This window comes from Streptococcus pseudopneumoniae IS7493, from assembly GCF_000221985.1.
Lineage (GTDB): Bacteria > Bacillota > Bacilli > Lactobacillales > Streptococcaceae > Streptococcus > Streptococcus pseudopneumoniae.
Genome location: NC_015875.1, coordinates 1,316,283 through 1,338,386, shown reverse-complemented (window position 1 = coordinate 1,338,386; position 22,104 = coordinate 1,316,283). Strand labels below are relative to the sequence as shown.

Annotated in this window: 23 protein-coding genes and 1 pseudogene; 23 read left to right on the top strand and 1 reads right to left on the bottom strand. The window is 41.8% G+C overall.

Features of this window, described 5'->3' with window-relative positions:
- Positions 1 to 136 precede the first annotated feature (136 nt).
- From hemW to SPPN_RS06815, 15 genes and pseudogenes are all read left to right on the top strand, one after another.
- Entirely contained in the window at positions 137 to 1,267 is a 1,131-nt protein-coding gene (hemW, locus tag SPPN_RS06885; protein WP_001170090.1) for a radical SAM family heme chaperone HemW, read from the top strand.
- Positions 1,268 to 1,271: 4 nt separating this feature from the next.
- Positions 1,272 to 2,009 (top strand): acyl-[acyl-carrier-protein] thioesterase, encoded by a 738-nt coding sequence (locus tag SPPN_RS06880; protein WP_000524760.1) that lies wholly within the window; start codon positions 1,272 to 1,274, stop codon positions 2,007 to 2,009.
- Between the two features lie 10 nt (positions 2,010 to 2,019).
- A complete protein-coding gene (locus tag SPPN_RS06875; protein ID WP_000875448.1) occupies positions 2,020 to 2,793 on the top strand; it encodes a TIGR01457 family HAD-type hydrolase in 774 nt (257 codons plus the stop codon).
- Positions 2,783 to 3,400 (top strand): TIGR01906 family membrane protein, encoded by a 618-nt coding sequence (locus SPPN_RS06870; protein WP_000850603.1) that lies wholly within the window; start codon positions 2,783 to 2,785, stop codon positions 3,398 to 3,400. Before SPPN_RS06875 ends, SPPN_RS06870 begins: the two co-directional genes overlap by 11 nt.
- Positions 3,401 to 3,609: 209 nt before the next feature.
- Positions 3,610 to 4,011 (top strand): Spx/MgsR family RNA polymerase-binding regulatory protein, encoded by a 402-nt coding sequence (locus SPPN_RS06865; RefSeq protein ID WP_000631259.1) that lies wholly within the window; start codon positions 3,610 to 3,612, stop codon positions 4,009 to 4,011.
- Entirely contained in the window at positions 4,011 to 4,289 is a 279-nt protein-coding gene (locus SPPN_RS06860; protein WP_001041974.1) for a UPF0223 family protein, read from the top strand. The genes SPPN_RS06865 and SPPN_RS06860 overlap by 1 nt, the downstream gene beginning before the upstream one ends.
- Positions 4,279 to 5,052 (top strand): annotated as a pseudogene (locus SPPN_RS06855) (inositol monophosphatase family protein). Before SPPN_RS06860 ends, SPPN_RS06855 begins: the two are co-directional and overlap by 11 nt.
- Positions 5,053 to 6,357 (top strand): RsmF rRNA methyltransferase first C-terminal domain-containing protein, encoded by a 1,305-nt coding sequence (locus SPPN_RS06850; protein WP_001160264.1) that lies wholly within the window; start codon positions 5,053 to 5,055, stop codon positions 6,355 to 6,357.
- 685 nt (positions 6,358 to 7,042) lie between these two features.
- Entirely contained in the window at positions 7,043 to 7,921 is an 879-nt protein-coding gene (gene pstS / locus SPPN_RS06845; protein ID WP_000746334.1) for a phosphate ABC transporter substrate-binding protein PstS, read from the top strand.
- Complete coding sequence (pstC, locus tag SPPN_RS06840) at positions 7,921 to 8,838, top strand: phosphate ABC transporter permease subunit PstC (RefSeq protein WP_001070908.1); 918 nt, start codon at positions 7,921 to 7,923, stop codon at positions 8,836 to 8,838. The genes pstS and pstC overlap by 1 nt, the downstream gene beginning before the upstream one ends.
- The gene (pstA, locus tag SPPN_RS06835) at positions 8,828 to 9,712 is read left to right on the top strand and encodes a phosphate ABC transporter permease PstA (RefSeq protein ID WP_001201787.1); all 885 of its coding nucleotides are present in this window, start codon (positions 8,828 to 8,830) and stop codon (positions 9,710 to 9,712) included. The genes pstC and pstA overlap by 11 nt, the downstream gene beginning before the upstream one ends.
- A gap of 10 nt (positions 9,713 to 9,722) precedes the next feature.
- Positions 9,723 to 10,526 (top strand): phosphate ABC transporter ATP-binding protein PstB, encoded by an 804-nt coding sequence (pstB, locus tag SPPN_RS06830; protein ID WP_000109215.1) that lies wholly within the window; start codon positions 9,723 to 9,725, stop codon positions 10,524 to 10,526.
- Positions 10,527 to 10,538: 12 nt separating this feature from the next.
- Entirely contained in the window at positions 10,539 to 11,297 is a 759-nt protein-coding gene (gene pstB / locus SPPN_RS06825; protein ID WP_000128645.1) for a phosphate ABC transporter ATP-binding protein PstB, read from the top strand.
- 11 nt (positions 11,298 to 11,308) lie between these two features.
- Positions 11,309 to 11,962, top strand: coding sequence for a phosphate signaling complex protein PhoU (gene phoU, locus SPPN_RS06820; protein WP_000946465.1), 654 nt, complete (start codon positions 11,309 to 11,311; stop codon positions 11,960 to 11,962).
- 156 nt (positions 11,963 to 12,118) lie between these two features.
- On the top strand, positions 12,119 to 12,934 hold the full coding sequence (locus SPPN_RS06815; RefSeq protein WP_000837360.1) for an ABC transporter substrate-binding protein: 816 nt from the start codon (positions 12,119 to 12,121) through the stop codon (positions 12,932 to 12,934).
- Positions 12,935 to 12,953: 19 nt separating this feature from the next.
- On the opposite strand, the gene SPPN_RS06810 is transcribed toward SPPN_RS06815, so the two are convergent.
- The gene (locus SPPN_RS06810; RefSeq protein WP_000744852.1) at positions 12,954 to 14,225 is read right to left on the bottom strand and encodes an aminotransferase-like domain-containing protein; all 1,272 of its coding nucleotides are present in this window, start codon (positions 14,223 to 14,225) and stop codon (positions 12,954 to 12,956) included.
- 563 nt (positions 14,226 to 14,788) lie between these two features.
- Between SPPN_RS06810 and SPPN_RS06805 the strand changes: the two genes are divergently transcribed.
- From SPPN_RS06805 to SPPN_RS06770, 8 genes are all read left to right on the top strand, one after another.
- Positions 14,789 to 15,163, top strand: a complete 375-nt coding sequence (locus SPPN_RS06805; protein ID WP_000342870.1) for a hypothetical protein — start codon at positions 14,789 to 14,791, stop codon at positions 15,161 to 15,163.
- 482 nt (positions 15,164 to 15,645) lie between these two features.
- A complete protein-coding gene (budA, locus tag SPPN_RS06800; RefSeq protein ID WP_000360309.1) occupies positions 15,646 to 16,377 on the top strand; it encodes an acetolactate decarboxylase in 732 nt (243 codons plus the stop codon).
- A 9-nt stretch (positions 16,378 to 16,386) separates the two neighbouring features.
- Entirely contained in the window at positions 16,387 to 17,139 is a 753-nt protein-coding gene (locus tag SPPN_RS06795; RefSeq protein WP_000152242.1) for a YhfC family intramembrane metalloprotease, read from the top strand.
- A gap of 111 nt (positions 17,140 to 17,250) precedes the next feature.
- Positions 17,251 to 18,156 carry a UDP-N-acetylmuramate dehydrogenase gene (murB, locus tag SPPN_RS06790; protein WP_000116177.1) on the top strand — a complete coding sequence of 302 codons (906 nt, stop codon included), beginning with the start codon at positions 17,251 to 17,253 and terminating at the stop codon, positions 18,154 to 18,156.
- A 159-nt stretch (positions 18,157 to 18,315) separates the two neighbouring features.
- Positions 18,316 to 19,473 (top strand): ABC transporter ATP-binding protein, encoded by a 1,158-nt coding sequence (locus tag SPPN_RS06785; protein WP_000742892.1) that lies wholly within the window; start codon positions 18,316 to 18,318, stop codon positions 19,471 to 19,473.
- Positions 19,454 to 20,260: an ABC transporter permease gene (locus SPPN_RS06780; protein WP_000753801.1), complete on the top strand. Its 807-nt coding sequence runs from the start codon at positions 19,454 to 19,456 to the stop codon at positions 20,258 to 20,260. The genes SPPN_RS06785 and SPPN_RS06780 overlap by 20 nt, the downstream gene beginning before the upstream one ends.
- Positions 20,257 to 21,030, top strand: a complete 774-nt coding sequence (locus SPPN_RS06775; protein WP_000712740.1) for an ABC transporter permease — start codon at positions 20,257 to 20,259, stop codon at positions 21,028 to 21,030. The genes SPPN_RS06780 and SPPN_RS06775 overlap by 4 nt, the downstream gene beginning before the upstream one ends.
- Positions 21,027 to 22,097, top strand: a complete 1,071-nt coding sequence (locus SPPN_RS06770) for an ABC transporter substrate-binding protein (RefSeq protein WP_000737960.1) — start codon at positions 21,027 to 21,029, stop codon at positions 22,095 to 22,097. Before SPPN_RS06775 ends, SPPN_RS06770 begins: the two co-directional genes overlap by 4 nt.
- Positions 22,098 to 22,104: the final 7 nt, after the last annotated feature.

Sequence of the window (22,104 nt, the reverse complement as noted above, 5' to 3'; positions counted from 1 at the left end):
AGACAAACTAGATTGGTTCTGGGAATCGTGTTCGTCATAAAATAAAAAGAATGTTTAGATAAAGAAAGCGAACAATGCTAGGATTTTGTTAAAGGGAATTCTAAGTATTGTTCGCTTTTGTGGTATAATAAGTACTATGCAGAAAAAACCAACGTCAGCCTATGTGCACATCCCATTTTGTACCCAGATTTGTTATTATTGTGATTTTTCAAAAGTTTTTATTAAGAATCAGCCAGTCGACAGTTATTTAGAGCATCTGTTAGAAGAGTTTCGTTCTTATGATATTCAAAAGTTGCGGACCCTCTACATTGGTGGTGGGACACCAACAGCCTTGTCAGCTCCGCAACTGGAGGTGTTATTGAAGGGCTTGACTAAAAACTTGGACTTGTCTGCCTTGGAAGAGTTGACCATTGAAGCCAATCCAGGCGACTTGGACGCGGATAAGATTGCTGTTTTGAAAAACTCGGCTGTCAATCGTGTTTCGCTAGGCGTGCAGACCTTTGACGACAAGATGCTGAAAAAGATTGGGCGCAGTCATTTGGAGAAGGATATTTATGAAAATATCGACCGCCTGAAATTGGCTGGTTTTGACAACATCTCCATTGATTTGATTTATGCGCTGCCTGGTCAGACCATGGAGCAGGTCCAGGAAAATGTGGCTAAGGCCATTGGACTGGATATTCCCCACATGAGTTTGTATAGCTTGATTTTGGAAAATCATACGGTCTTTATGAACCGTATGCGACGAGGGAAATTGCCTCTGCCTAAGGAGGAACTGGAAGCGGAGATGTTTGAGTACATCATCACTGAGCTTGAGCGAGCAGGCTTTGAGCATTATGAGATTTCTAATTTCTCCAAACCTGGTTTTGAAAGTCGCCACAATCTTATGTACTGGGACAATGCTGAATACTATGGCATCGGTGCTGGAGCATCTGGTTATGTCAATGGTATTCGCTATAAAAATCATGGTCCCATTCGCCATTATCTTAATGCGGTTGAGGAAGGCAATGCTCGTATCACAGAGGAGTACCTGAGTCAAAAAGAGCAAATGGAAGAAGAAATGTTCCTGGGACTCCGCAAGAAATCAGGAGTCTCCATGGCGCGATTTGAGGAAAAATTTGGACGGTCTTTTGATGGACTTTATGGAGAAATTGTCAGAGACTTGGTTCAACAAGGTCTCATGCAAATAGACGGTGATCGCGTGCGCATGACAAAGAGAGGTCTCTTTTTAGGAGACACCGTAGCAGAACGATTTATTTTGGAGTAGGATGATGGGCTTAACTTATCAAATGAAAATGAAAATTCTTTTTGATATGGCTGACATGAACGGTCATATCAAACTTCCAGATGTGATTTTGCTGTCCCTACAAGTTTCAGGGATGCAGTCGATTGAACTGGGAGTTAGTGATAAGGCCATTTTAGAAGAGCATAATCTGGTCTGGATTATCACAGAATACGATATTGAGGTGGTTCGTTTGCCTCGTTTTGCGGAAGAAATTACCATCGAAACGGAAGCCCTGAGCTACAATCGGCTCTTTTGCTACCGTCGCTTTACCATTTATGATGAAGCAGGTCAGGAACTCATCCACATGATGGCGACCTTTGTTCTCATGGACCGAGACAGTCGAAAAATCCATGCTGTCGAACCTGAGATTGTGGCTCCTTACCAGTCTGAATTTAATAAAAAGCTTATCCGCGGGCCAAAGTATGAGTTCTTGGAAAATCCAATTAGCAAGGATTACCATGTCCGTTTTTACGACTTGGATATGAATGGTCATGTCAATAACAGTAAATACTTGGATTGGATTTTTGAGGTCATGGGAGCGGACTTTTTGACCCACTATATTCCCAAGAAAATCAATCTCAAGTATGTCAAGGAAGTTCGACCAGGTGGGTTTATTACATCGGCTGTTGAAAGGACTGGACTGGAAAGCAAGCATGAGATTACAAGCGACGGGGCTACCAATGCCCAAGCTATCATCACATGGCAAGAAATAAAAAAGGCTTAGGGAGAAATAGATGAAATATAAAGGCTATTTAATTGATTTAGACGGAACCATTTATAAGGGGAAAGACCGAATCCCAGCAGGAGAGGCTTTTGTCCATGAATTGCAAAAGCGAGACATCCCCTATCTCTTTGTGACCAACAATACAACCCGTACTCCTGAGAGTGTTCAAGAAATGTTGGCTCAGAATTTTAATATCGATACGCCTCTATCGACTGTCTACACAGCGACTTTGGCAACTATCGACTATATGAATGACTTGGGACTGGAAAAGACTGTCTATGTTATCGGAGAATCAGGGCTCAAGGAAGCCATCAAGGCGGCTGGCTATGTGGAAGACAAGGAAAATCCTGCCTATGTGGTAGTAGGTCTGGACTGGCAAGTCGACTATGAAAAATTTGCCACAGCAACTCTAGCTATCCAAAAGGGAGCTCATTTTATCGGAACCAATCCTGACCTCAATATCCCGACAGAGCGTGGTCTTTTGCCAGGTGCTGGTTCACTGATTACCCTGCTTGAAGTAGCAACACGAGTGAAGCCTGTTTATATCGGAAAACCCAATGCCATCATTATGGACAAGGCGGTTGAGCACTTAGGCTTAGAACGTGAAGAGTTGATTATGGTTGGAGATAACTATTTAACTGATATTCGAGCAGGGATTGACAATGGCATTCCAACGCTCCTAGTAACGACTGGTTTTACTAAGGAAGAAGAAGTAGCAGACCTGCCAATTGCACCGACACATGTGGTTTCTAGCCTTGCGGAGTGGGATTTTGATGAAAACTAAACTGACCTTTTGGGCCTCTATGCTCTTTCTCCTCTCCCTCTCAATCCTTATGACCATTTATCAGGCTTGGATTTTTTATCCGCTGGAAATTCAGTGGCTAAACTTAACGAATCGAGTCTATCTAAAACCAGAAATCATTCAATACAATTTTCATATTTTGATGAATTATCTGACCAATCCATTTAGTCAGGTCCTAGAGATGCCAGATTTTCGTTCGTCAGCAGCTGGTCTGCACCACTTTGCAGTGGTCAAGAATCTCTTTCATTTGGTTCAGCTAGTAGCTCTAGTGACACTGCCAAGTTTCTATGTCTTTGTCAATAGGATTGTGAAAAAGGGCTTTTTGTCTTTATTCAGTAAGGGACTCTTGACTCTAGTAGTCTTGCCTGTGCTGATTGGACTTGGGGGAGTTTTGATTGGTTTTGACCAATTCTTTACCCTTTTCCATCAAATTCTCTTTGTGGGAGATGATACCTGGCTTTTTGACCCAGCCAAGGATCCAGTGATTCTGATTTTGCCAGAGACCTTCTTCCTTCATGCCTTCCTCCTCTTTTTTGCCCTCTATGAGAGCTTCTTTGGCTATCTGTATCTGAAAAGTCGTAGGAAGTGAACCGAAAGCTGTTTTTAATTTGTATATATAAAAATACATATCGTTTAAAACCATCGTTAAGAGTGAATTAACCAAATCCAATTGTGTCAATCGTTCGCGAACAGTCTATTTTTCTTGAAAAAATAGGCTTTTTTTCTAAAAATCTCTAGTCAAGCGCTTTATTTTTTTGTATAATAGAAGTAGCAAAGTATAGATAAGAAGAGAAAAGCATGATTACACTATTTCTATCACCGAGCTGTACATCATGTCGTAAGGCTAAGGCCTGGTTAGAAAAACATAAGGTTCCCTTTGTGGAACACAATATTATGACCAGTCCTTTAACAAGAAAAGAATTGCAACACATCCTTTCCTTGACCGAAAATGGTACTGATGACATCATTTCAACTCGTTCAAAAATTTTTCAAAAATTGAATATTGATGTAGAGAGTATTTCGGTATCGGAATTGCTTCATTTGATTGAGCAGTATCCTAGTCTTTTGCGTCGTCCAATTATTATTGATGCCAAGCGTATGCAAATCGGTTTTAATGAAGATGAGATTCGTGCTTTTCTCCCTCGTAGTTATCGTAAGCAAGAACTAAAAGAAGCAAGAATGAGAGCTGGTATTAGTTAATGAACAAACAGTATAGTTACCCACTAGATTTGTCGTGGAGCACTGAAGAACTTGCTTCAGTGCTTTCTTTTTTTAATGATGTTGAAGCTGCCTATGAAGGCAAAGTAGAGGCTAAAAAGTTACTGGACTCCTATAAGGGATTCAAAGCGGTCGTGCCAAGCAAGAGCGAAGAGAAACGTTTGGGACGAGAATTTGAAACAGTGAGTGGTTATTCGCTTTACCGAGCAGTTCAGGCTGCCAAGGAAAAAGGGGAAGGAAAGATTTCTCTTGGAAAGTAAATTTGAATTTGCTAAAGAGCTAATTAAGAAAGCAGGACAGTACATCCTTGACCACATGCAGGAAGACTTGCGCGTTTAGACCAAGTCCTCTCCAACAGATTTGGTGACCAGACTGGACAAGGAAGTTCAGGAACTCTTGGTGGGTGAAATTCTATCCTGTTATCCTGAGGATAAGATTTGTGCTGAAGAAGGGTGTCTGCGAGCTTCAGTTCAAGAGGGCAAGGTTTGGGTTATTGATCCCATTGATGGTACCAATAACTTTGTCGCCCAGCAGGAAGATTTTGCTGTCATGATGGCTTATTTTGAAAATGGTCAGGGACAGTTTGGCCTGATTTATGATGTGGTCAAAGAGGATTGTTATCACGGTGGTGGAGCCTTTCCGGTTTGTCGAAATGATAAGCCCCTAGCTCCCTTTAAAGCAAAACCACTTGGAGATTTTCTCATTGCAGGGAATAGTGGTATGCTGGAAATCAATGAATGGGGATTGGCTGATTTGAGTCGAGCGGTTCTTGGTGTTCGTGTCTATGGAAGTGCGGCCATTAGTTTTGCCAAGATTTTGTCAGGGCGTTTGTTGACCTATCTCACTTATCTGCAACCATGGGATTATGCCGCAGCTAGTATTTTAGGGGAAAGTCTGGGCTATCGGGTTGTGACCCTTTTTGGTGAAGCTCCTGATTTTCAAACCAGACAGCTGGTCATGATGGTGCCTCTTGAGATGCAGGAGGAAATTCAGTCCTATATTTACGAAAGGAAAAGAACTTAAATGCAATTTCCAGAAGGATTTGTTGAAAAATATAAAGAAATACTAGGAGATGAGGCAAGAGATTTTCTTGCCTCTTTTGAGGAGGAAGCGGTTTCGGCCTTTCGGGTCAATCCCTTAAAAGAAGAGCAACTTTCCTTTTCTGATGCCATTACTCAAACCCCTTGGGGCCACTATGGGAAGGTTTCAGGGAAATCGCCTGAGCATGCTACAGGTTTAGTTTATTCGCAAGAACCTGCTGCTCAAATGGTGGCTCAAGTAGCCCAACCCAGTCCTGGTATGAAGGTCTTGGACTTGGCTGCTGCACCGGGGGGCAAATCAACTCAACTGGCAGCCTATCTAGCAGGGGAGGGGCTACTTGTTTCCAATGAAATTTCAAGCAAACGGGCTAAGATTTTAGTAGAAAATATGGAGCGATTTGGAGCGACAAATGTCGTGGTGACCAATGAATCTGCTGATCGTTTGGCCAAGGTCTTTAAAGGCTATTTTGACCTTATTGTCCTTGATGCCCCTTGCTCAGGGGAAGGGATGTTCCGTAAGCAACCAGATGCTATGGACTATTGGAGCTTAGATTATCCGAGTCAATGTGCAAGTTTGCAAAGAGAAATTCTAGCGGATGCAGTGACCATGTTAGCTGAAGGTGGTCGTCTGGTTTATTCGACCTGTACCTGGGCACCCGAGGAAAACGAAGAGATTGTCAAGTGGTTGCTGGAAGAGTATGATTTTGATTTGTTGCCAGTAGAGCATATCAATGGAATGGTAGCTGGTATTGACCTGCCAGAAACGGCTCGGATGTACCCCCATCAGTTTAAGGGAGAGGGTCAGTTTGTAGCCCATCTACAGTGTAAGGGTAACAATCCAACTCCTAAATGTAAGGCAAGTAAGAGCAATCTTGGTCGAGAACAAGTTGCCTTGTGGCAAGAATTTGCCCAAAACCATTTGAAGGTCAATCTACCGGGAATCTTGCAGACTTTTGGGGACCAACTCTATCTCTTACCAGAACTTTTGCCAGATTTAGGGAAGCTCAAGATTGCTCGCAATGGACTGCATCTGGGCACTTTTAAGAAGAAACGCTTTGAGCCCAGTTTCGCTCTTGGTCTAGCCTTGAAACCGAGTCAGGTCGAACAGTCGGTTGAAATTGGCCAAGAAGCGTTTGTCAAGTATGTGGCTGGAGAAACTGTTCAGCTGGCAGAAAGTCTGCCAAATGGTTGGTACCAAGTTTTGGTTAAAGGCAATGGCTTGGGCTTTGCAAAGGTTACTGGAAATGTTTTGAAAAATTATTTTCCAAAAGGCCTCAGATTCAAGTGAAAATGCTAGTCAAATATCTTATTCTATGTTATAGTGAAAGTATGGATTTTTTTAGTAGGATGATTCTTGATATCTTGATTGCCATCACATGTAGTTTTACTACTCAATGAAAATCAAAGAGCAAACTAGGAAGCTAGCCATAGATAGCTCAAAATACTGTTTTGAGGTTGCAAATAGGACTGACGGAGTCAGTTACAAAGCATTGCTTTAAAGTTGTAGATAGGACTGACCAAATAGGTACATACCTATAACAAGGCAAGGCTGACCTGGTTTGAAGAGATTTTCAAAGAGTACAAGAAGTTTAGTTATTAGCGTTCTTACCGCTTGTAAACTAGATTTCCCATAAAATAGAATCTTTTCCTTTTAGTTGTAAACTAGTCTGGGAGAGTAGAGAGGTTTGAGATACCTTTCTAGCTTTTGGATTATCATCTAAGGAGAGTAACCTTTTCCTTGCATTAAAAAGGGGAAAAAGAGACACGAAATGACTATAATGGGTGACAATGGGGGAAGGGATAGACAAGAGATTTTATCCACATATGAAAAAAGGAGGTTAGAAAAGAGTAATATAGCCTATATTATATAAATAATCAATTGCGCAGAAATTTGGTAAGAATTCATGCGTCAACTCATAAAGAACTACTTAAAAAATTCACAGTATTCATAATTATTTTCGAGGAGAAAAACAGTGAAAAAAAGAAAAAAGCTTGCTCTGTCTCTTATCGCTTTTTGGCTGACGGCTTGTCTAGTAGGCTGTGCTAGCTGGATTGATCGTGGAGAATCCATAACGGCTGTTGGCTCAACTGCCTTGCAACCCTTGGTTGAAGTAGCGGCAGATGAATTTGGCACGATCCATGTTGGAAAAACGGTCAATGTCCAAGGGGGAGGTTCTGGTACAGGCTTGTCCCAGGTTCAGTCTGGGGCAGTTGATATAGGAAACTCAGATGTATTTGCTGAGGAAAAAGACGGAATTGATGCTTCTGCTCTTGTTGACCACAAGGTCGCGGTAGCTGGCTTGGCTCTGATTGCCAATAAGGAGGTCGATGTTGATAACCTAACGACAGAGCAACTTCGTCAAATCTTCATAGGTGAGGTAACCAATTGGAAAGAGGTTGGTGGTAAGGACTTACCCATCTCTGTTATCAATCGGGCAGCCGGCTCTGGCTCTCGTGCTACCTTTGATACTGTCATTATGGAAGGTCAGTCCGCCATGCAAAGTCAGGAGCAGGATTCAAATGGAGCGGTAAAATCAATCGTATCAAAAAGTCCAGGAGCTATCTCTTATTTATCTCTTACCTATATAGATGATTCGGTCAAAAGCATGAAGTTGAATGGCTATGACTTAAGTCCAGAAAATATAAGTAGCAATAATTGGCCCTTGTGGTCTTATGAGCATATGTATACATTGGGGCAGCCCAATGAGTTGGCTGCAGAATTTCTCAATTTTGTTCTCTCGGATGAGACCCAAGAAGGGATTGTCAAAGGATTGAAGTATATTCCGATTAAGGAAATGAAGGTTGAAAAAGATGCTGCCGGAACTGTGACAGTGTTGGAAGGGAGACAATAATGAATCAAGAAGAATTAGCTAAGAAAATGTTGCTTCCATCAAAGAATTCTCGTCTGGAGAAATTAGGAAAAGGTTTGACCTTTGCCTGTCTTTCTTTGATAGTCATCCTTGTGGCCATGATTTTGGTTTTCGTAGCGCAAAAAGGCTTGTCGACCTTCTTTGTCAATGGTGTGAATATCTTTGACTTTCTTTTGGGAGGAACTTGGAATCCTTCTAGTAAAGAATTTGGTGCCCTTCCTATGATTTTGGGTTCCTTTATCGTTACCATTCTCTCAGCCCTTATCGCAACACCCTTTGCTATTGGTGCAGCAGTTTTTATGACCGAAGTATCACCAAAAGGGGCGAAGATTTTGCAACCAGCTATTGAACTCCTGGTTGGGATTCCTTCAGTAGTGTACGGATTTATTGGCTTGCAAGTCGTCGTTCCCTTTGTTCGCAGTGTCTTTGGTGGGACTGGTTTTGGGATTTTGTCAGGGATTTCCGTCCTCTTTGTCATGATTTTGCCGACCGTAACCTTTATGACAACGGATAGCTTGCGTGCGGTTCCTCGTTATTATCGTGAGGCCAGTTTCGCTATGGGAGCTACTCGCTGGCAGACTATCTGGCGTGTGATCTTGAAGGCGGCCCGTTCTGGTATTTTCACTGCAGTGGTCTTTGGGATGGCGCGTGCCTTTGGTGAGGCTCTAGCTATCCAGATGGTTGTCGGAAACTCAGCTGTTATCCCAACTTCCTTGACCACACCAGCTGCAACTTTAACTTCTATATTAACTATGGGAATTGGGAACACTGTCATGGGAACTGTAAATAATAATGTTCTCTGGTCACTGGCCTTGGTACTGCTCTTGATGAGTTTAGTTTTTAACAGTGTGATTAAATTGATTACGAAAGAAAGAGGAAAGAAAAATTATGCGCGCTAAGAAATTAGATAAACTTGCAACAGCTGTCCTCTATACGATTGCTAGCATCATTGTGACAATCTTGGCTTCCTTGATTCTCTATATCTTGGTTCGGGGCTTGCCCCATATCTCTTGGTCTTTCTTGACTGGAAGGTCTTCTGCTTTTCAAGCAGGTGGTGGGATTGGCATTCAGCTTTACAATTCCTTTTTCCTATTGGTCATTACTTTGATTATTTCTGTACCTCTTTCTATGGGAGCTGGGATTTACTTGGCTGAGTATGCTAAAAAAGGTCCTGTTACCAACTTTGTGCGGACTTGTATTGAAATCTTGTCCTCTTTACCATCAGTGGTGGTGGGTCTCTTTGGTTACTTGATCTTTGTAGTCCAGTTTGAGTATGGATTTTCAATCATTTCAGGCGCCTTGGCCTTGACAGTCTTTAACTTGCCTCAGATGACGCGTAATGTAGAGGATAGTTTGAAACATGTTCACCATACCCAACGTGAGGCTGGTCTGGCTCTTGGGATTTCTCGTTGGGAGACAGTGGTTCATGTTGTTATTCCAGAAGCGCTTCCAGGTATTGTAACGGGTGTCGTCTTGGCATCTGGTCGTATCTTTGGCGAAGCTGCAGCTCTGATTTATACAGCAGGGCAATCGGCGCCAGCTCTTGACTGGTCTAACTGGAATATCCTCAGTGTGACTAGCCCCATCTCTATCTTCCGTCAAGCAGAAACCTTGGCTGTCCATATCTGGAAAGTCAATAGTGAAGGCACTATTCCAGATGGAACTATTGTATCAGCAGGTTCTGCCGCTGTGCTCCTAATCTTTATCCTGATTTTTAACTTTGGAGCTCGTAAGTTCGGAAACTATCTACACAAGAAATTAACCGCTGTCTAAAGGAGAAGCCATGTCAACATATAACTGGGATGAGAAGCATATCCTTACCTTTCCTGAAGAAAAAGTAGCCCTTTCTACTAAGGATGTCCATGTTTACTATGGTAAAAATGAATCCATTAAGGGGATTGATATGCAATTTGAAAGAAATAAAATTACAGCTTTGATTGGTCCGTCGGGATCGGGGAAATCTACCTACTTACGCAGTCTCAATCGCATGAATGATACTATTGATATTGCTAAAGTAACTGGGCAGATTCTCTATCGTGGAATTGATGTCAACCGTCCAGAAATCAACGTTTATGAAATGCGTAAACACATTGGAATGGTTTTTCAACGCCCTAATCCATTTGCTAAGTCAATTTACCGTAATATTACCTTTGCGCATGAACGTGCTGGAGTTAAGGATAAGCAAGTCCTAGATGAAATCGTAGAAACCTCCCTTCGTCAGGCTGCCCTCTGGGATCAGGTTAAAGACGATCTCCACAAGTCAGCCTTGACCTTATCAGGTGGTCAGCAACAACGTCTCTGTATTGCTCGTGCCATCTCTGTTAAGCCAGATATCCTCTTAATGGATGAGCCAGCCTCAGCCTTGGATCCGATTGCGACCATGCAACTAGAAGAGACCATGTTTGAGCTCAAGAAAGACTTTACCATCATCATTGTAACGCATAATATGCAGCAGGCTGCTCGTGCAAGTGACTATACAGGCTTCTTTTACTTGGGTGATTTGATTGAGTATGACAAAACTGCAACTATTTTCCAAAATGCCAAGCTACAGTCCACCAATGACTATGTATCTGGTCACTTTGGTTAGAAAGGAAACCGTATGACAGATGCGATTTTACAGGTATCAGACCTGTCCGTTTATTATAATAAAAAGAAGGCTTTGAATAGTGTTTCCCTATCTTTCCAACCTAAGGAAATTACAGCCTTGATTGGTCCATCTGGATCAGGGAAGTCAACTCTCCTCAAGTCTCTCAACCGCATGGGAAATCTCAATCCAGAGGTGACCACAACTGGATCCGTGGTGTACAATGGTCACAACATCTACAGTCCGCGTACAGATACGGTTGAATTACGTAAGGAAATCGGAATGGTTTTCCAACAACCTAATCCTTTCCCTATGACTATCTATGAGAATGTTGTCTACGGGCTTCGTATCAATGGAATTAAGGATAAGCTGGTTCTGGATGAAGCCGTAGAAAAAGCCTTGCAAGGTGCCTCTATCTGGGATGAGGTCAAGGATCGTCTACATGATTCAGCTATTGGATTGTCAGGTGGTCAACAGCAGCGTGTCTGTGTGGCCCGTGTCTTGGCAACCAGTCCTAAAATCATCCTCTTGGATGAGCCAACTTCGGCTTTGGATCCGATTTCAGCTGGTAAAATTGAGGAAACCTTGTATGGTCTAAAAGACAAGTACACCATGCTTCTGGTAACCCGTTCCATGCAACAAGCTTCACGTATCTCTGATAAGACAGGATTTTTCCTAGATGGAGATTTGATTGAATTTAATGATACCAAGCAGATGTTCCTTGATCCCCAACACAAGGAAACGGAAGACTATATTACAGGAAAATTTGGATAAGGAGATGAAAGATGTTACGATCTCAATTTGAAGAAGATTTAGAGAAATTACATAACCAGTTCTACGCTATGGGACAAGAAGTGCTCTCACAAATCAATCGTACGGTGCGTGCCTTTGTCACGCATGACCGTGACCTGGCAAAAGAGGTCATCGAAGATGACGCAGAAGTAAATGAATACGAAGTGAAACTGGAAAAGAAATCATTTGAAATGATTGCACTCCAACAACCAGTCTCTCAAGATTTGCGTACAGTCTTGACTGTCCTTAAGGCTGTATCAGATGTGGAGCGTATGGGGGATCACGCTGTAGCCATTGCCCAGGCAACCATCCGTATGAAGGGGGAAGAGCGCATCCCAGCTGTAGAGGAAGAAATTCAAAAAATGGGACGTGAAGTTAAAAGCGTTGTTGAAGCAGCACTTGATCTTTATCTTAATGGTTCTGTTGACGACGCATACCGGGTAGCCTCCATGGATGAGCAAATTAACCACTATTTTGAAACTATCCGTGACCTTGCGACTGAAGAGATTAAGAAAAATCCAGAAGCCATTGTTACGGGTCGTGATTATTTCCAAGTTATTTCCTACTTGGAGCGTATCGGTGACTATGCTAAAAATATCTGTGAATGGGTTGTTTACTTTGAAACAGGTAAGATTGTCGAATTATAAAATAGTTTAATTCTGTATAAAAAGGAGCTTGAAATCAACTGATGGCTCCTTTTTTTGAACGAAAAAATATTTTTGAGATAAAAATTTAAAAAACACTTGACAAGCAACTTAGATATCGTTATAATTATACAAAATTAACAGAGGGGTTGTTTATTTATGAAATCAAAAAAATGGATATTTGTTTTATGTAATTTTCTTGCAAGTTTCTTCTTAGTAGCTTGCCAGTCAGGTTCTAATGGTTCTCAGTCAGCTGTTGAGGCAATTAAGCAAAAGGGGAAATTAGTTGTGGCAACCAGTCCTGACTATGCACCCTTTGAATTTCAATCATTGGTTGATGGAAAGAACCAGGTAGTCGGTGCAGACATCGACATGGCTCAGGCTATCGCTGATGAACTTGGGGTTAAGTTGGAAATCTCAAGCATGAGTTTTGACAATGTTTTGACCAGTCTTCAAACTGGTAAGGCTGACCTAGCAGTTGCAGGAATTAGTGCTACTGACGAGAGAAAAGAAGTCTTTGATTTTTCAATCCCATACTATGAAAACAAGATTAGTTTCTTGGTTCGTAAGGCTGATGTGGAAAAATACAAGGATTTAACTAGCCTAGAAAGTGCTAATATTGCAGCCCAAAAAGGGACTGTTCCAGAATCAATGGTCAAGGAACAATTGCCAAAAGCTCAATTAACTTCCCTAACTAATATGGGTGAAGCAGTCAATGAATTGCAGGCTGGAAAAGTAGATGCTGTTCATATGGATGAGCCTGTTGCACTTAGTTATGCTGCTAAAAACGCTGGCTTAGCTGTCGCAACTGTCAGCTTGAAGATGAAGGACGGCGACGCCAATGCCGTTGCTCTTAGAAAAAATAGTGATGATTTGAAAGAAGTGGTAGACAAGGTCATCCAAAAACTTAAGGATGAAGGAATTTACCAAAGCTATCTTGAAAAAGCAGCAAGTCTAACTGAAGTTGAAGAATAAGAAAAAGCAGAGTTGGATGTCATTCCAATTCTGCTTTTAAATAGTTTAAAACCTTTTCCAGATTGTCTAGGGACACCTTGGCAAATTGATAAGGACAGGTGCTTAAATAGGCCTCTTCAAAGAAGTCCAAGCCTAGTTGACTGTGTTTGAGATTGGCGATTTTAGGATACTGTCTCAGGTCTAGCAATAAACCATCGTGAAGAGGAAAATGAGGAAGAGGACAGGGGCTGTAAGCTAGTCTTTCCTTGATTTGTTTTTGGTAAGTTTCTTGATTATTCAAGCGAGTCAGACGATTTTTCTCAAACAATTGACTATCGATATAGAGTGATAAGGCCTTTTGCATGATGAGGTTGCTGTCGTAGTCTAGGATATTTTTGTAGGCCACAAATGCTTCTTTGATAGCATTTGGAAGAATGAGTGCTGTAATACGAAGGGCTGGAAAGAGACTGGTCGAGAAGGACTTGATATAAATGACACGCTCCTCTGTATCAAGATAGTGGAAGGTTTGGCCCTTCTTGGAGTCCAAATCACCCAGATAATCGTCCTCTACGATATAGACATCATACTTGGCTGCTAAGTCAAGAATAGCTCGTTTGTCCTGCTCAGAATAGGAATGGCCTAGAGGATAGTGAAATCGAGGAATGGTATAGAAAAACTTAATTTTTCCTGTTTTGAAGTGGCCTTCCAGTTCCTTCAAGTCAATCCCATCAATGCCTCGTTCAATCGTTTGATAGTCCAGACCCTGAGCAATCAAGAGGCGATTCATTCGATGGTAGGTCGGTTGTTCCACCAAGATTTCCTTGGCTTGGCTAGGGAAGGAAATTTGAGAAAGGATAAACAAGGCTTGTTGGGTTCCAGAAGTCAGTACCAGTTGGTCAGCCTTGCAGTAGAGGGCTTGGTCAAAGAGGAGTTGGTGAATGGATTGTCTTAAGTCTTCTAAACCTTCTTGATTTTCATAGTAGTTGAAGAGGTAGTTTTCCCGGCCAATCAAAGTTTCATTGACACAGAGTCGGAAATCGTCATAGGCGCTGGCGTGTTCATCCGTAACCTCGATTTCGAGGTCTTGGTGTTGCCCTTGTTCTAGGACATAGTAGCCACTCTGGGGCTTGGCATAGAGGTATTGTTCGTGCCGTAATTCCAGCAGGGCGCGCTGAACGGTGTCCTTGCTACAGTGAAAGTCAAGGCTTAGTTGACGGATAGAAGGCAGGCGACTTCCCGTCGGAAAGCGTCCAGACTCGATACCATTTTTCAGATAGGAAACGACCTCTTGGTACTTGCTTTGTTTCTTCATTCCAGACCTCCCTTGATTTTGTTACATTGTACCCTTTTTTTTCCTTCTTGGCAATGTCTAGGGTGTTTCTCTCGTTCACATCTAAGAGCAAATGTGGTATATTCCCATCTTTAATACTTTTTTGAAATCAAAGAGCAACCAAATGCAGATGTGACAGTTTTTCGGAACTTTTTTCTCTTTAAAACAAAATATGTATTTTTATCTGGAGTTGGTTTGTTTTAAAAAGTTTTCATGCTAATTTCCCCGTATTACTTGCACATATTTTTAGGAAAAAGCTTGAAACCGTTTTCTAGTTGTGGTATAATAGAATTGAAAAATAAAAGTATACGAATGACTTGTTAGAAAGGAGTTTTAAATCAGAAAATCAAGTTATTTTATCAGTAATATATATTTGTGACTTGAAGGAGTGTTTTTTATGAAATTTAAAAAAAACTGTAACTTCAGCTCTTGTTGTATTATCACTATTTTCTATTATGTCTCCTTCTATAGTTTCTGTTAGAGTATTTGCTGATGATGTAACTACTACGGAAGTTTCTGAAATTAGTACCCAAGAACAAAAATAAATGGATGATGTAGCTAATGTTCTTGATCAAATGTTTAGAAATGGAGTTAATGAAAAAAATTTTACTGAATATGTTTATAAAAACTTTTCTCAAAAAGATATTGCTCTTGCGGAAAATAAATTAGAAACTAATATTAATAATCTCTATGACAGAGTCCCTTGGGATGAGATGGGAGGATGTATAGCGAGAAAAATACGAGAAGAATTTTTTGCTATGACCAATGTTTCGCTAATTGTTAAGTATGCGCAGAAAAAGGCTTGGTTAGAATTAGCTAAAGTGGTACTAAGATTTGTTAAAGCTAATGGACTTAAAACAAATATTTATATCATTGCTGGTCAGTTGGCTATTTGGGCAGTTCAGTGTGGTCTGGAATAATGCGTGATAAAAACTTTTTAATAAAAGATGGGATTATTAGCTTTTTGATTGGATTTGTATATGCATATTTAGTGTTACAAAAATTTATCCTTTGGAAAATCCTTTTGTTTGCATTTATTTTTGCAATTATTAATACAATATTTATGTTTGCTAGGAACAAAAAATAAATAATGATTTAGTTAAATAAAAAAAGGCCCCTAGGGAAGTGTGTTCCTTAGGGGTTGTTGTGCCAGTTCAAGTTTTGTTTCTGTCAAAATCTCAGGCTACCCGTCGGAAAGCGTCCAGACTCGATGCATTTTTCAGATAAGCTACGACCTCTTGGTACTTGCTTTGTTTCTTCATTCCAGACCTCCCTTGATTTTGTTACATTGTACCCTTTTTTTCTTTCTTGGCAATGTCTAAGGTGTTTCTCTCGTTCACATATAAAGCTAAATGTGGTATACTTAGGAGTAACATTTATAGAATAACAAACAAGAAAGAGAATGGATAAGAACGTGCAGGAACCAGTGAAATTATTTCAATACAATACCCTTGGAGCCTTGATGGCTGGCCTTTATGGTGGCACCATGACAGTAGGAGAATTGCTAGAGCATGGAGACCTTGGTTTGGGAACCTTGGATTCCATTGATGGGGAATTGATTGTCTTGGATGGCAAGGCTTATCAAGCCAAAGGCTCAGGAGAGCAACCGGAAATTGTAGAAGTATCACCAGATGCCCTTATTCCTTACGCAGCAGTAGTACCACATCAGGCAGAGGTCATTTTCCGCCAGCGCTTTGAGATGACAGACAAGGAATTGGAAGAACGGATTGAGTCTTATTATGACGGGGAAAATCTTTTCCGCTCTATCAAGATTCGTGGGGAATTTTCACATATGCATGTGCGCATGATTCCTAAGTCGGCACCAGATACCAAGTTTGCTGATGTCGCAACCCATCAACCTGAATATAGTCGTGACAATGTGGCAGGAACCATCGTTGGTTTCTGGACGCCAGAGATTTTCAATGGGGTCAGTTTGGCAGGATATCATCTACATTTTATCTCAGATGATTTGACCTTCGGTGGGCATGTTATGGACTTTGTTATCAAGGAAGGCATTATCGAGGTGGGAGCTGTTGACCAATTGGATCAACGTTTCCCAGTCCAAGATCGTCAATACTTGTTTGCTAAGTTCAATGTTGACGAGATGAAAAAAGATATTGAAAAGGCAGAATAGGAGAAGAAAATGACCATTCATATTATCATTACCATGGTGCTGTTGCTGGCTTTCTTGCTAGGGAGCGTTTGGTATACCAAAAAGAAATACCAGATTAATCTAGCTGTTTTGGGCTTGGGGGCTGTAGCCTTCTTTGTCTCTACACAGATTTTGGAAAAACTAGTGCATATCTTGGTTTTACATCCTCAAAAAGACGGTAGTATTGCCCTCTTGCAAGACCATCCGCTTGTCTATATCATCTATGGACTAGCCATGGCAGCATTTTTTGAGGAAACTGCTCGTCTTATTTTCTTCAAATGGTTGGAGAAAAAGAGAAGTTTGGAAAAGGCAGACGCCTTGGCCTATGGGTTAGGGCATGGTGGCTTGGAGTTGATTTTCCTAGGTCTTACTAGTTTGCTTAATCTCTACTTCGTTCTCTCAGCAGTTCAAACGCAGGATCCACAGGTCATGCAATTACTGTCTGAAAATATGTTGAAAACTATTCAGTCGCTATCAGTCTGGCAGATTTATTTGCTTGCTTTTGAGCGAATCTTGGCGCTAGGTTTCCAATTACTCTTGACTGTTTGGGTTTATCAAGCTGTTCGTCAGAAGAAATGGATTTATCTCCTAGCAGCTTATGGCCTACATGCCCTCTTTGACTTAGCACCATCTCTAGTCCAAGTTGGCTGGTTGACCAATCCAGTCTTGGTTGAAGTTGTCCTAGCACTTGAACTTGTTCTGGTTGCCTATGGAACCAAGGCTATCTTTTGCAAAAAATCATAAAAAGAGGGGAAACCTCTTTTTTTGTTTAAAATAAGCCCAAGATTTTTTTAGGGTCGTCAAATGGTCTTAAAAATGGTATAATGGAATGAATTTTGTAAAAGGAAGAGTGACATGTCTGTAAGAGAAAAAATGCTTGAAATCTTAGAAGGAATTGACATCCGTTTTAAGGAACCCTTGCATAGCTATAGTTATACAAAAGTAGGTGGAGAGGCCGATTATTTGGTCTTTCCACGAAATCGTTTTGAGTTGGCTCGCGTTGTTAAATTTGCCAATCAAGAAAATATCCCTTGGATGGTTCTTGGCAATGCCAGCAACATCATTGTTCGTGATGGTGGGATTCGTGGATTTGTCATCTTGTGTGACAAGCTCAATAATGTTTCTGTTGATGGCTATACTATTGAAGCAGAAGCTGGTGCTAACTTGATTGAAACAACTCGCATTGCCCTCCGTCATAGTTTGACCGGCTTTGAGTTTGCTTGTGGCATTCCTGGAAGTGTTGGTGGTGCTGTCTTTATGAATGCAGGTGCCTATGGTGGTGAGATTGCCCACATCTTGCAGTCTTGTAAGGTCTTGACCAAGGATGGAGAAATCGAGACCCTGTCTGCTAAAGACTTGGCTTTTGGTTACCGTCATTCAGCCATTCAGGAGTCTGGTGCAGTTGTCTTGTCAGCTAAATTTGCCCTTGCTCCAGGAACTCATCAGGTTATCAAGCAGGAAATGGACCGTTTGACGCACCTACGTGAACTCAAGCAACCTTTAGAATACCCATCTTGTGGCTCGGTCTTTAAGCGTCCAGTCGGGCATTTTGCAGGTCAGTTAATTTCAGAAGCTGGCTTGAAAGGCTATCGTGTTGGTGGCGTAGAAGTGTCAGAAAAGCACGCAGGATTTATGATCAATGTCGCAGATGGAACGGCTAAAGACTACGAAGACTTGATTGAGTCTGTTATCGAAAAAGTCAAGGAACACTCAGGTATCACGCTTGAAAGAGAAGTCCGTATTTTAGGTGAAAGCAAGTAGGAAGCTTTGGCTAAAAAGCTGCTGCTATGTCATGGAAAGGGGGTGAAAGCCTATCGTTAGTGCAGATGTATGCAGGTGGTTTTACACCCTGCAAGAAGTAGTGGCGGCCTGACAGAGCCCTGATCTGTTAATCTATGAAAAAGAAGGAATAAATGACAATTGAAAAAACCAATTATTGAATTCAAAAACGTCTCAAAAGTTTTTGAAGACAGCAACATCAAGGTTCTCAAAGACATCAACTTTGAGTTGGAAGAAGGGAAATTCTACACCCTTCTAGGTGCATCTGGTTCGGGGAAATCAACTATCCTAAACATTATTGCAGGTTTACTGGATGCGACGACAGGAGATATCATGCTAGACGGTGTTCGTATCAATGATATTCCAACCAACAAGCGTGATGTCCATACGGTCTTCCAATCCTATGCCTTGTTTCCACATATGAATGTGTTTGAAAATGTTGCCTTTCCACTTCGCTTGCGCAAGATTGACAAGAAAGAAATCGAGCAACGCGTAGCGGAAGTTCTCAAGATGGTTCAGTTGGAAGGTTATGAAAAACGTTCCATCCGCAAACTTTCTGGAGGACAACGTCAGCGTGTGGCCATCGCCCGTGCTATCATCAACCAACCCCGTGTGGTTTTGTTGGACGAGCCTTTGTCAGCGCTGGACTTGAAATTAAGAACAGATATGCAGTACGAACTGCGTGAACTGCAACAACGATTGGGCATTACCTTTGTCTTTGTCACACACGATCAGGAAGAAGCTCTTGCCATGAGTGACTGGATTTTTGTCATGAATGATGGCGAGATTGTCCAGTCTGGAACACCTGTGGACATCTACGATGAGCCAATCAACCACTTTGTTGCCACCTTTATCGGTGAGTCAAATATCTTGCCAGGAACCATGATTGAGGACTACTTGGTTGAGTTTAACGGCAAACGCTTTGAAGCGGTCGATGGTGGGATGAAGCCAAATGAACCTGTCGAGGTTGTTATTCGTCCAGAGGACTTGCGGATTACCCTTCCTGAAGAAGGCAAGCTCCAAGTTAAGGTGGATACCCAGCTCTTCCGTGGAGTTCACTATGAGATTATTGCCTATGACGAACTTGGAAATGAATGGATGATCCACTCGACTCGTAAGGCCATCGTGGGTGAGGAAATCGGTCTGGATTTTGAACCGGAAGACATCCATATCATGCGTCTCAACGAAACTGAAGAAGAGTTCGATGCTCGTATCGAAGAATACGTGGAAATTGAAGAGCAAGAAGCAGGTCTGATCAATGCAATCGAGGAGGAAAGAGATGAAGAAAACAAGCTCTAAACTCTTTGTAGTGCCCTACATGCTTTGGATTGCCCTCTTTGTTCTGGCACCCTTGGTCTTGATTTTCGGACAATCCTTTTTCAATATTGAAGGCCAGTTTAGTTTAGAAAATTATAAATCTTACTTTGCGTCACAAAACTTGACCTACCTAAAAATGAGTTTCAACTCTGTACTCTATGCAGGAATTGTGACCTTTGTGACCTTGCTTATCAGCTATCCAACAGCCCTCTTTTTGACCCGTCTCAAGCACCGTCAACTCTGGCTCATGCTGATTATCCTGCCAACTTGGATCAATTTGCTCCTTAAAGCCTATGCCTTTATCGGGATTTTTGGTCAGAATGGCTCTATTAACCAATTCTTGGAATTTATCGGAATCGGTTCACAGCAGTTGCTCTTTACCGATTTCTCCTTTATCTTTGTCGCAAGCTATATTGAGCTTCCTTTTATGATTTTGCCGATTTTCAATGTCTTGGACGATATGGATAACAATCTCATCAATGCTAGTTACGACCTTGGTGCGACCAAGTGGGAGACCTTCCGTCATGTCATCTTCCCTCTGTCTATGAACGGCGTGCGAAGTGGAGTTCAGTCTGTCTTTATTCCAAGCTTGAGTCTCTTCATGCTGACCCGTTTGATTGGTGGGAACCGCGTTATCACCTTGGGGACGGCCATTGAGCAAAACTTCCTGACCAATGACAACTACGGTATGGGTTCTACCATCGGTGTGATTCTTATCCTGACCATGTTCATCACCATGTGGGTGACCAAGGAAAGGAGAGAACGATGAAAAAATTTGCCAATCTATATCTGGGACTGGTCTTTCTTGTCCTCTACCTGCCGATTTTTTACCTGATTGGTTATGCCTTTAATGCAGGCAACGACATGAATAGCTTTACAGGCTTTAGCCTGAGCCATTTTAAAACCATGTTTGGCGATGGTCGTCTCATGTTGATTGTGACCCAGACCTTTTTCTTGGCCTTTCTGTCAGCCTTGATTGCGACCATTATCGGGACTTTCGGTGCTATTTACATCTACCAGTCTCGTAAGAAATACCAAGAAGCCTTTCTATCACTCAATAATATCCTCATGGTTGCGCCTGACGTTATGATTGGTGCCAGCTTCTTGATTCTTTTTACTCAACTCAAGTTTTCACTTGGCTTTTTGACCGTTCTATCTAGTCATGTGGCCTTCTCTATTCCTATCGTGGTCTTGATGGTCTTGCCTCGACTCAAGGAAATGAACGGCGACATGATTCATGCAGCCTATGACTTGGGAGCTAGTCAATTTCAGATGTTCAAGGAAATCATGCTTCCTTATCTGACTCCGTCTATCATTGCAGGTTACTTCATGGCCTTCACCTATTCGCTAGATGACTTTGCTGTGACCTTCTTTGTAACGGGAAATGGCTTTTCAACCCTGTCCGTCGAGATTTACTCTCGTGCTCGCAAGGGGATTTCGCTAGAAATCAATGCCCTGTCTGCCCTTGTCTTTCTCTTTAGTATTATCCTAGTTGTTGGATATTACTTTATCTCACGTGAGAAGGAGGAGCAAGCATGAAAAAACTCTATTCATTTTTAGCAGGAATTGTAGCCATTATCCTTGTCTTGTGGGGAATTGCGACTCATCTCGATAGTAAAATCAATAGCCGAGATAGTCAAAAACTGGTTATCTACAACTGGGGGGACTATATCGATCCAGAACTCTTGGAGCAATTCACAGAAGAAACAGGCATCCAAGTCCAGTACGAGACCTTTGACTCCAACGAAGCCATGTATACCAAGATTAAGCAGGGTGGAACGACTTACGATATTGCCATTCCAAGCGAATACATGATTAACAAGATGAAGGACGAAGATCTCTTGGTACCGCTTGACTATTCAAAACTTGAAGGTCTTGAAAATATCGGACCAGAGTTTCTCAACCAGTCCTTTGACCCAGGAAATAAATACTCTATCCCTTACTTCTGGGGAACACTGGGAATTGTCTACAATGAAACCATGGTAGAGGAAGCGCCTGAGCATTGGGATGACCTTTGGAAGCCAGAGTATAAGAACTCTATCATGCTCTTTGATGGGGCGCGTGAGGTGCTGGGACTAGGACTCAATTCGCTAGGCTACAGCCTCAACTCAAAGGATCCCCAGCAGTTGGAAGAGACAGTGGATAAGCTCTACAAGTTGACTCCAAATATCAAGGCTATTGTGGCGGATGAGATGAAGGGCTACATGATTCAGAATAACGCTGCTATCGGCGTGACCTTCTCTGGTGAAGCCAGCCAAATGCTGGAGAAAAATGAAAATCTACGCTATGTGGTTCCGACTGAGGCCAGCAACCTTTGGTTTGACAATATGGTCATTCCCAAAACAGTCAAAAACCAAGATGCAGCCTATGCCTTTATCAACTTTATGTTGAAACCCGAAAATGCTCTTAAAAATGCGGAGTATGTCGGTTATTCAACTCCAAACCTACCAGCTAAGGAATTGCTCCCAGAGGAAACAAAGGAAGATAAGGCCTTCTATCCCGATGTTGAAACCATGAAACACCTAGAAGTTTATGAGAAATTTGACCATAAATGGACAGGGAAATATAGCGACCTCTTCCTACAGTTTAAAATGTATCGGAAGTAGGAGTTAG

Bases quoted from the DNA above. Each gene is read 5' to 3' on its own strand.
- SPPN_RS06780 (WP_000753801.1), top strand. From the start codon at position 19,454: ATGAAGAAAACAAGCTCTAAACTCTTTGTAGTGCCCTACATGCTTTGG.
- SPPN_RS06775 (WP_000712740.1), top strand. From the start codon at position 20,257: ATGAAAAAATTTGCCAATCTATATCTGGGACTGGTCTTTCTTGTCCTC.
- SPPN_RS06815 (WP_000837360.1), top strand. From the start codon at position 12,119: ATGAAATCAAAAAAATGGATATTTGTTTTATGTAATTTTCTTGCAAGT.
- murB (WP_000116177.1), top strand. From the start codon at position 17,251: ATGTCTGTAAGAGAAAAAATGCTTGAAATCTTAGAAGGAATTGACATC.
- pstB (WP_000128645.1), top strand. From the start codon at position 10,539: ATGACAGATGCGATTTTACAGGTATCAGACCTGTCCGTTTATTATAAT.
- pstA (WP_001201787.1), top strand. From the start codon at position 8,828: ATGCGCGCTAAGAAATTAGATAAACTTGCAACAGCTGTCCTCTATACG.
- SPPN_RS06770 (WP_000737960.1), top strand. From the start codon at position 21,027: ATGAAAAAACTCTATTCATTTTTAGCAGGAATTGTAGCCATTATCCTT.
- phoU (WP_000946465.1), top strand. From the start codon at position 11,309: ATGTTACGATCTCAATTTGAAGAAGATTTAGAGAAATTACATAACCAG.
- SPPN_RS06850 (WP_001160264.1), top strand. From the start codon at position 5,053: ATGCAATTTCCAGAAGGATTTGTTGAAAAATATAAAGAAATACTAGGA.
- SPPN_RS06795 (WP_000152242.1), top strand. From the start codon at position 16,387: ATGACCATTCATATTATCATTACCATGGTGCTGTTGCTGGCTTTCTTG.
- SPPN_RS06870 (WP_000850603.1), top strand. From the start codon at position 2,783: ATGAAAACTAAACTGACCTTTTGGGCCTCTATGCTCTTTCTCCTCTCC.
- SPPN_RS06865 (WP_000631259.1), top strand. From the start codon at position 3,610: ATGATTACACTATTTCTATCACCGAGCTGTACATCATGTCGTAAGGCT.
- hemW (WP_001170090.1), top strand. From the start codon at position 137: ATGCAGAAAAAACCAACGTCAGCCTATGTGCACATCCCATTTTGTACC.
- SPPN_RS06805 (WP_000342870.1), top strand. From the start codon at position 14,789: ATGGATGATGTAGCTAATGTTCTTGATCAAATGTTTAGAAATGGAGTT.
- SPPN_RS06875 (WP_000875448.1), top strand. From the start codon at position 2,020: ATGAAATATAAAGGCTATTTAATTGATTTAGACGGAACCATTTATAAG.
- SPPN_RS06810 (WP_000744852.1), bottom strand. From the start codon at position 14,225: ATGAAGAAACAAAGCAAGTACCAAGAGGTCGTTTCCTATCTGAAAAAT.
- SPPN_RS06860 (WP_001041974.1), top strand. From the start codon at position 4,011: ATGAACAAACAGTATAGTTACCCACTAGATTTGTCGTGGAGCACTGAA.
- budA (WP_000360309.1), top strand. From the start codon at position 15,646: ATGGATAAGAACGTGCAGGAACCAGTGAAATTATTTCAATACAATACC.
- pstC (WP_001070908.1), top strand. From the start codon at position 7,921: ATGAATCAAGAAGAATTAGCTAAGAAAATGTTGCTTCCATCAAAGAAT.
- pstB (WP_000109215.1), top strand. From the start codon at position 9,723: ATGTCAACATATAACTGGGATGAGAAGCATATCCTTACCTTTCCTGAA.
- SPPN_RS06880 (WP_000524760.1), top strand. From the start codon at position 1,272: ATGGGCTTAACTTATCAAATGAAAATGAAAATTCTTTTTGATATGGCT.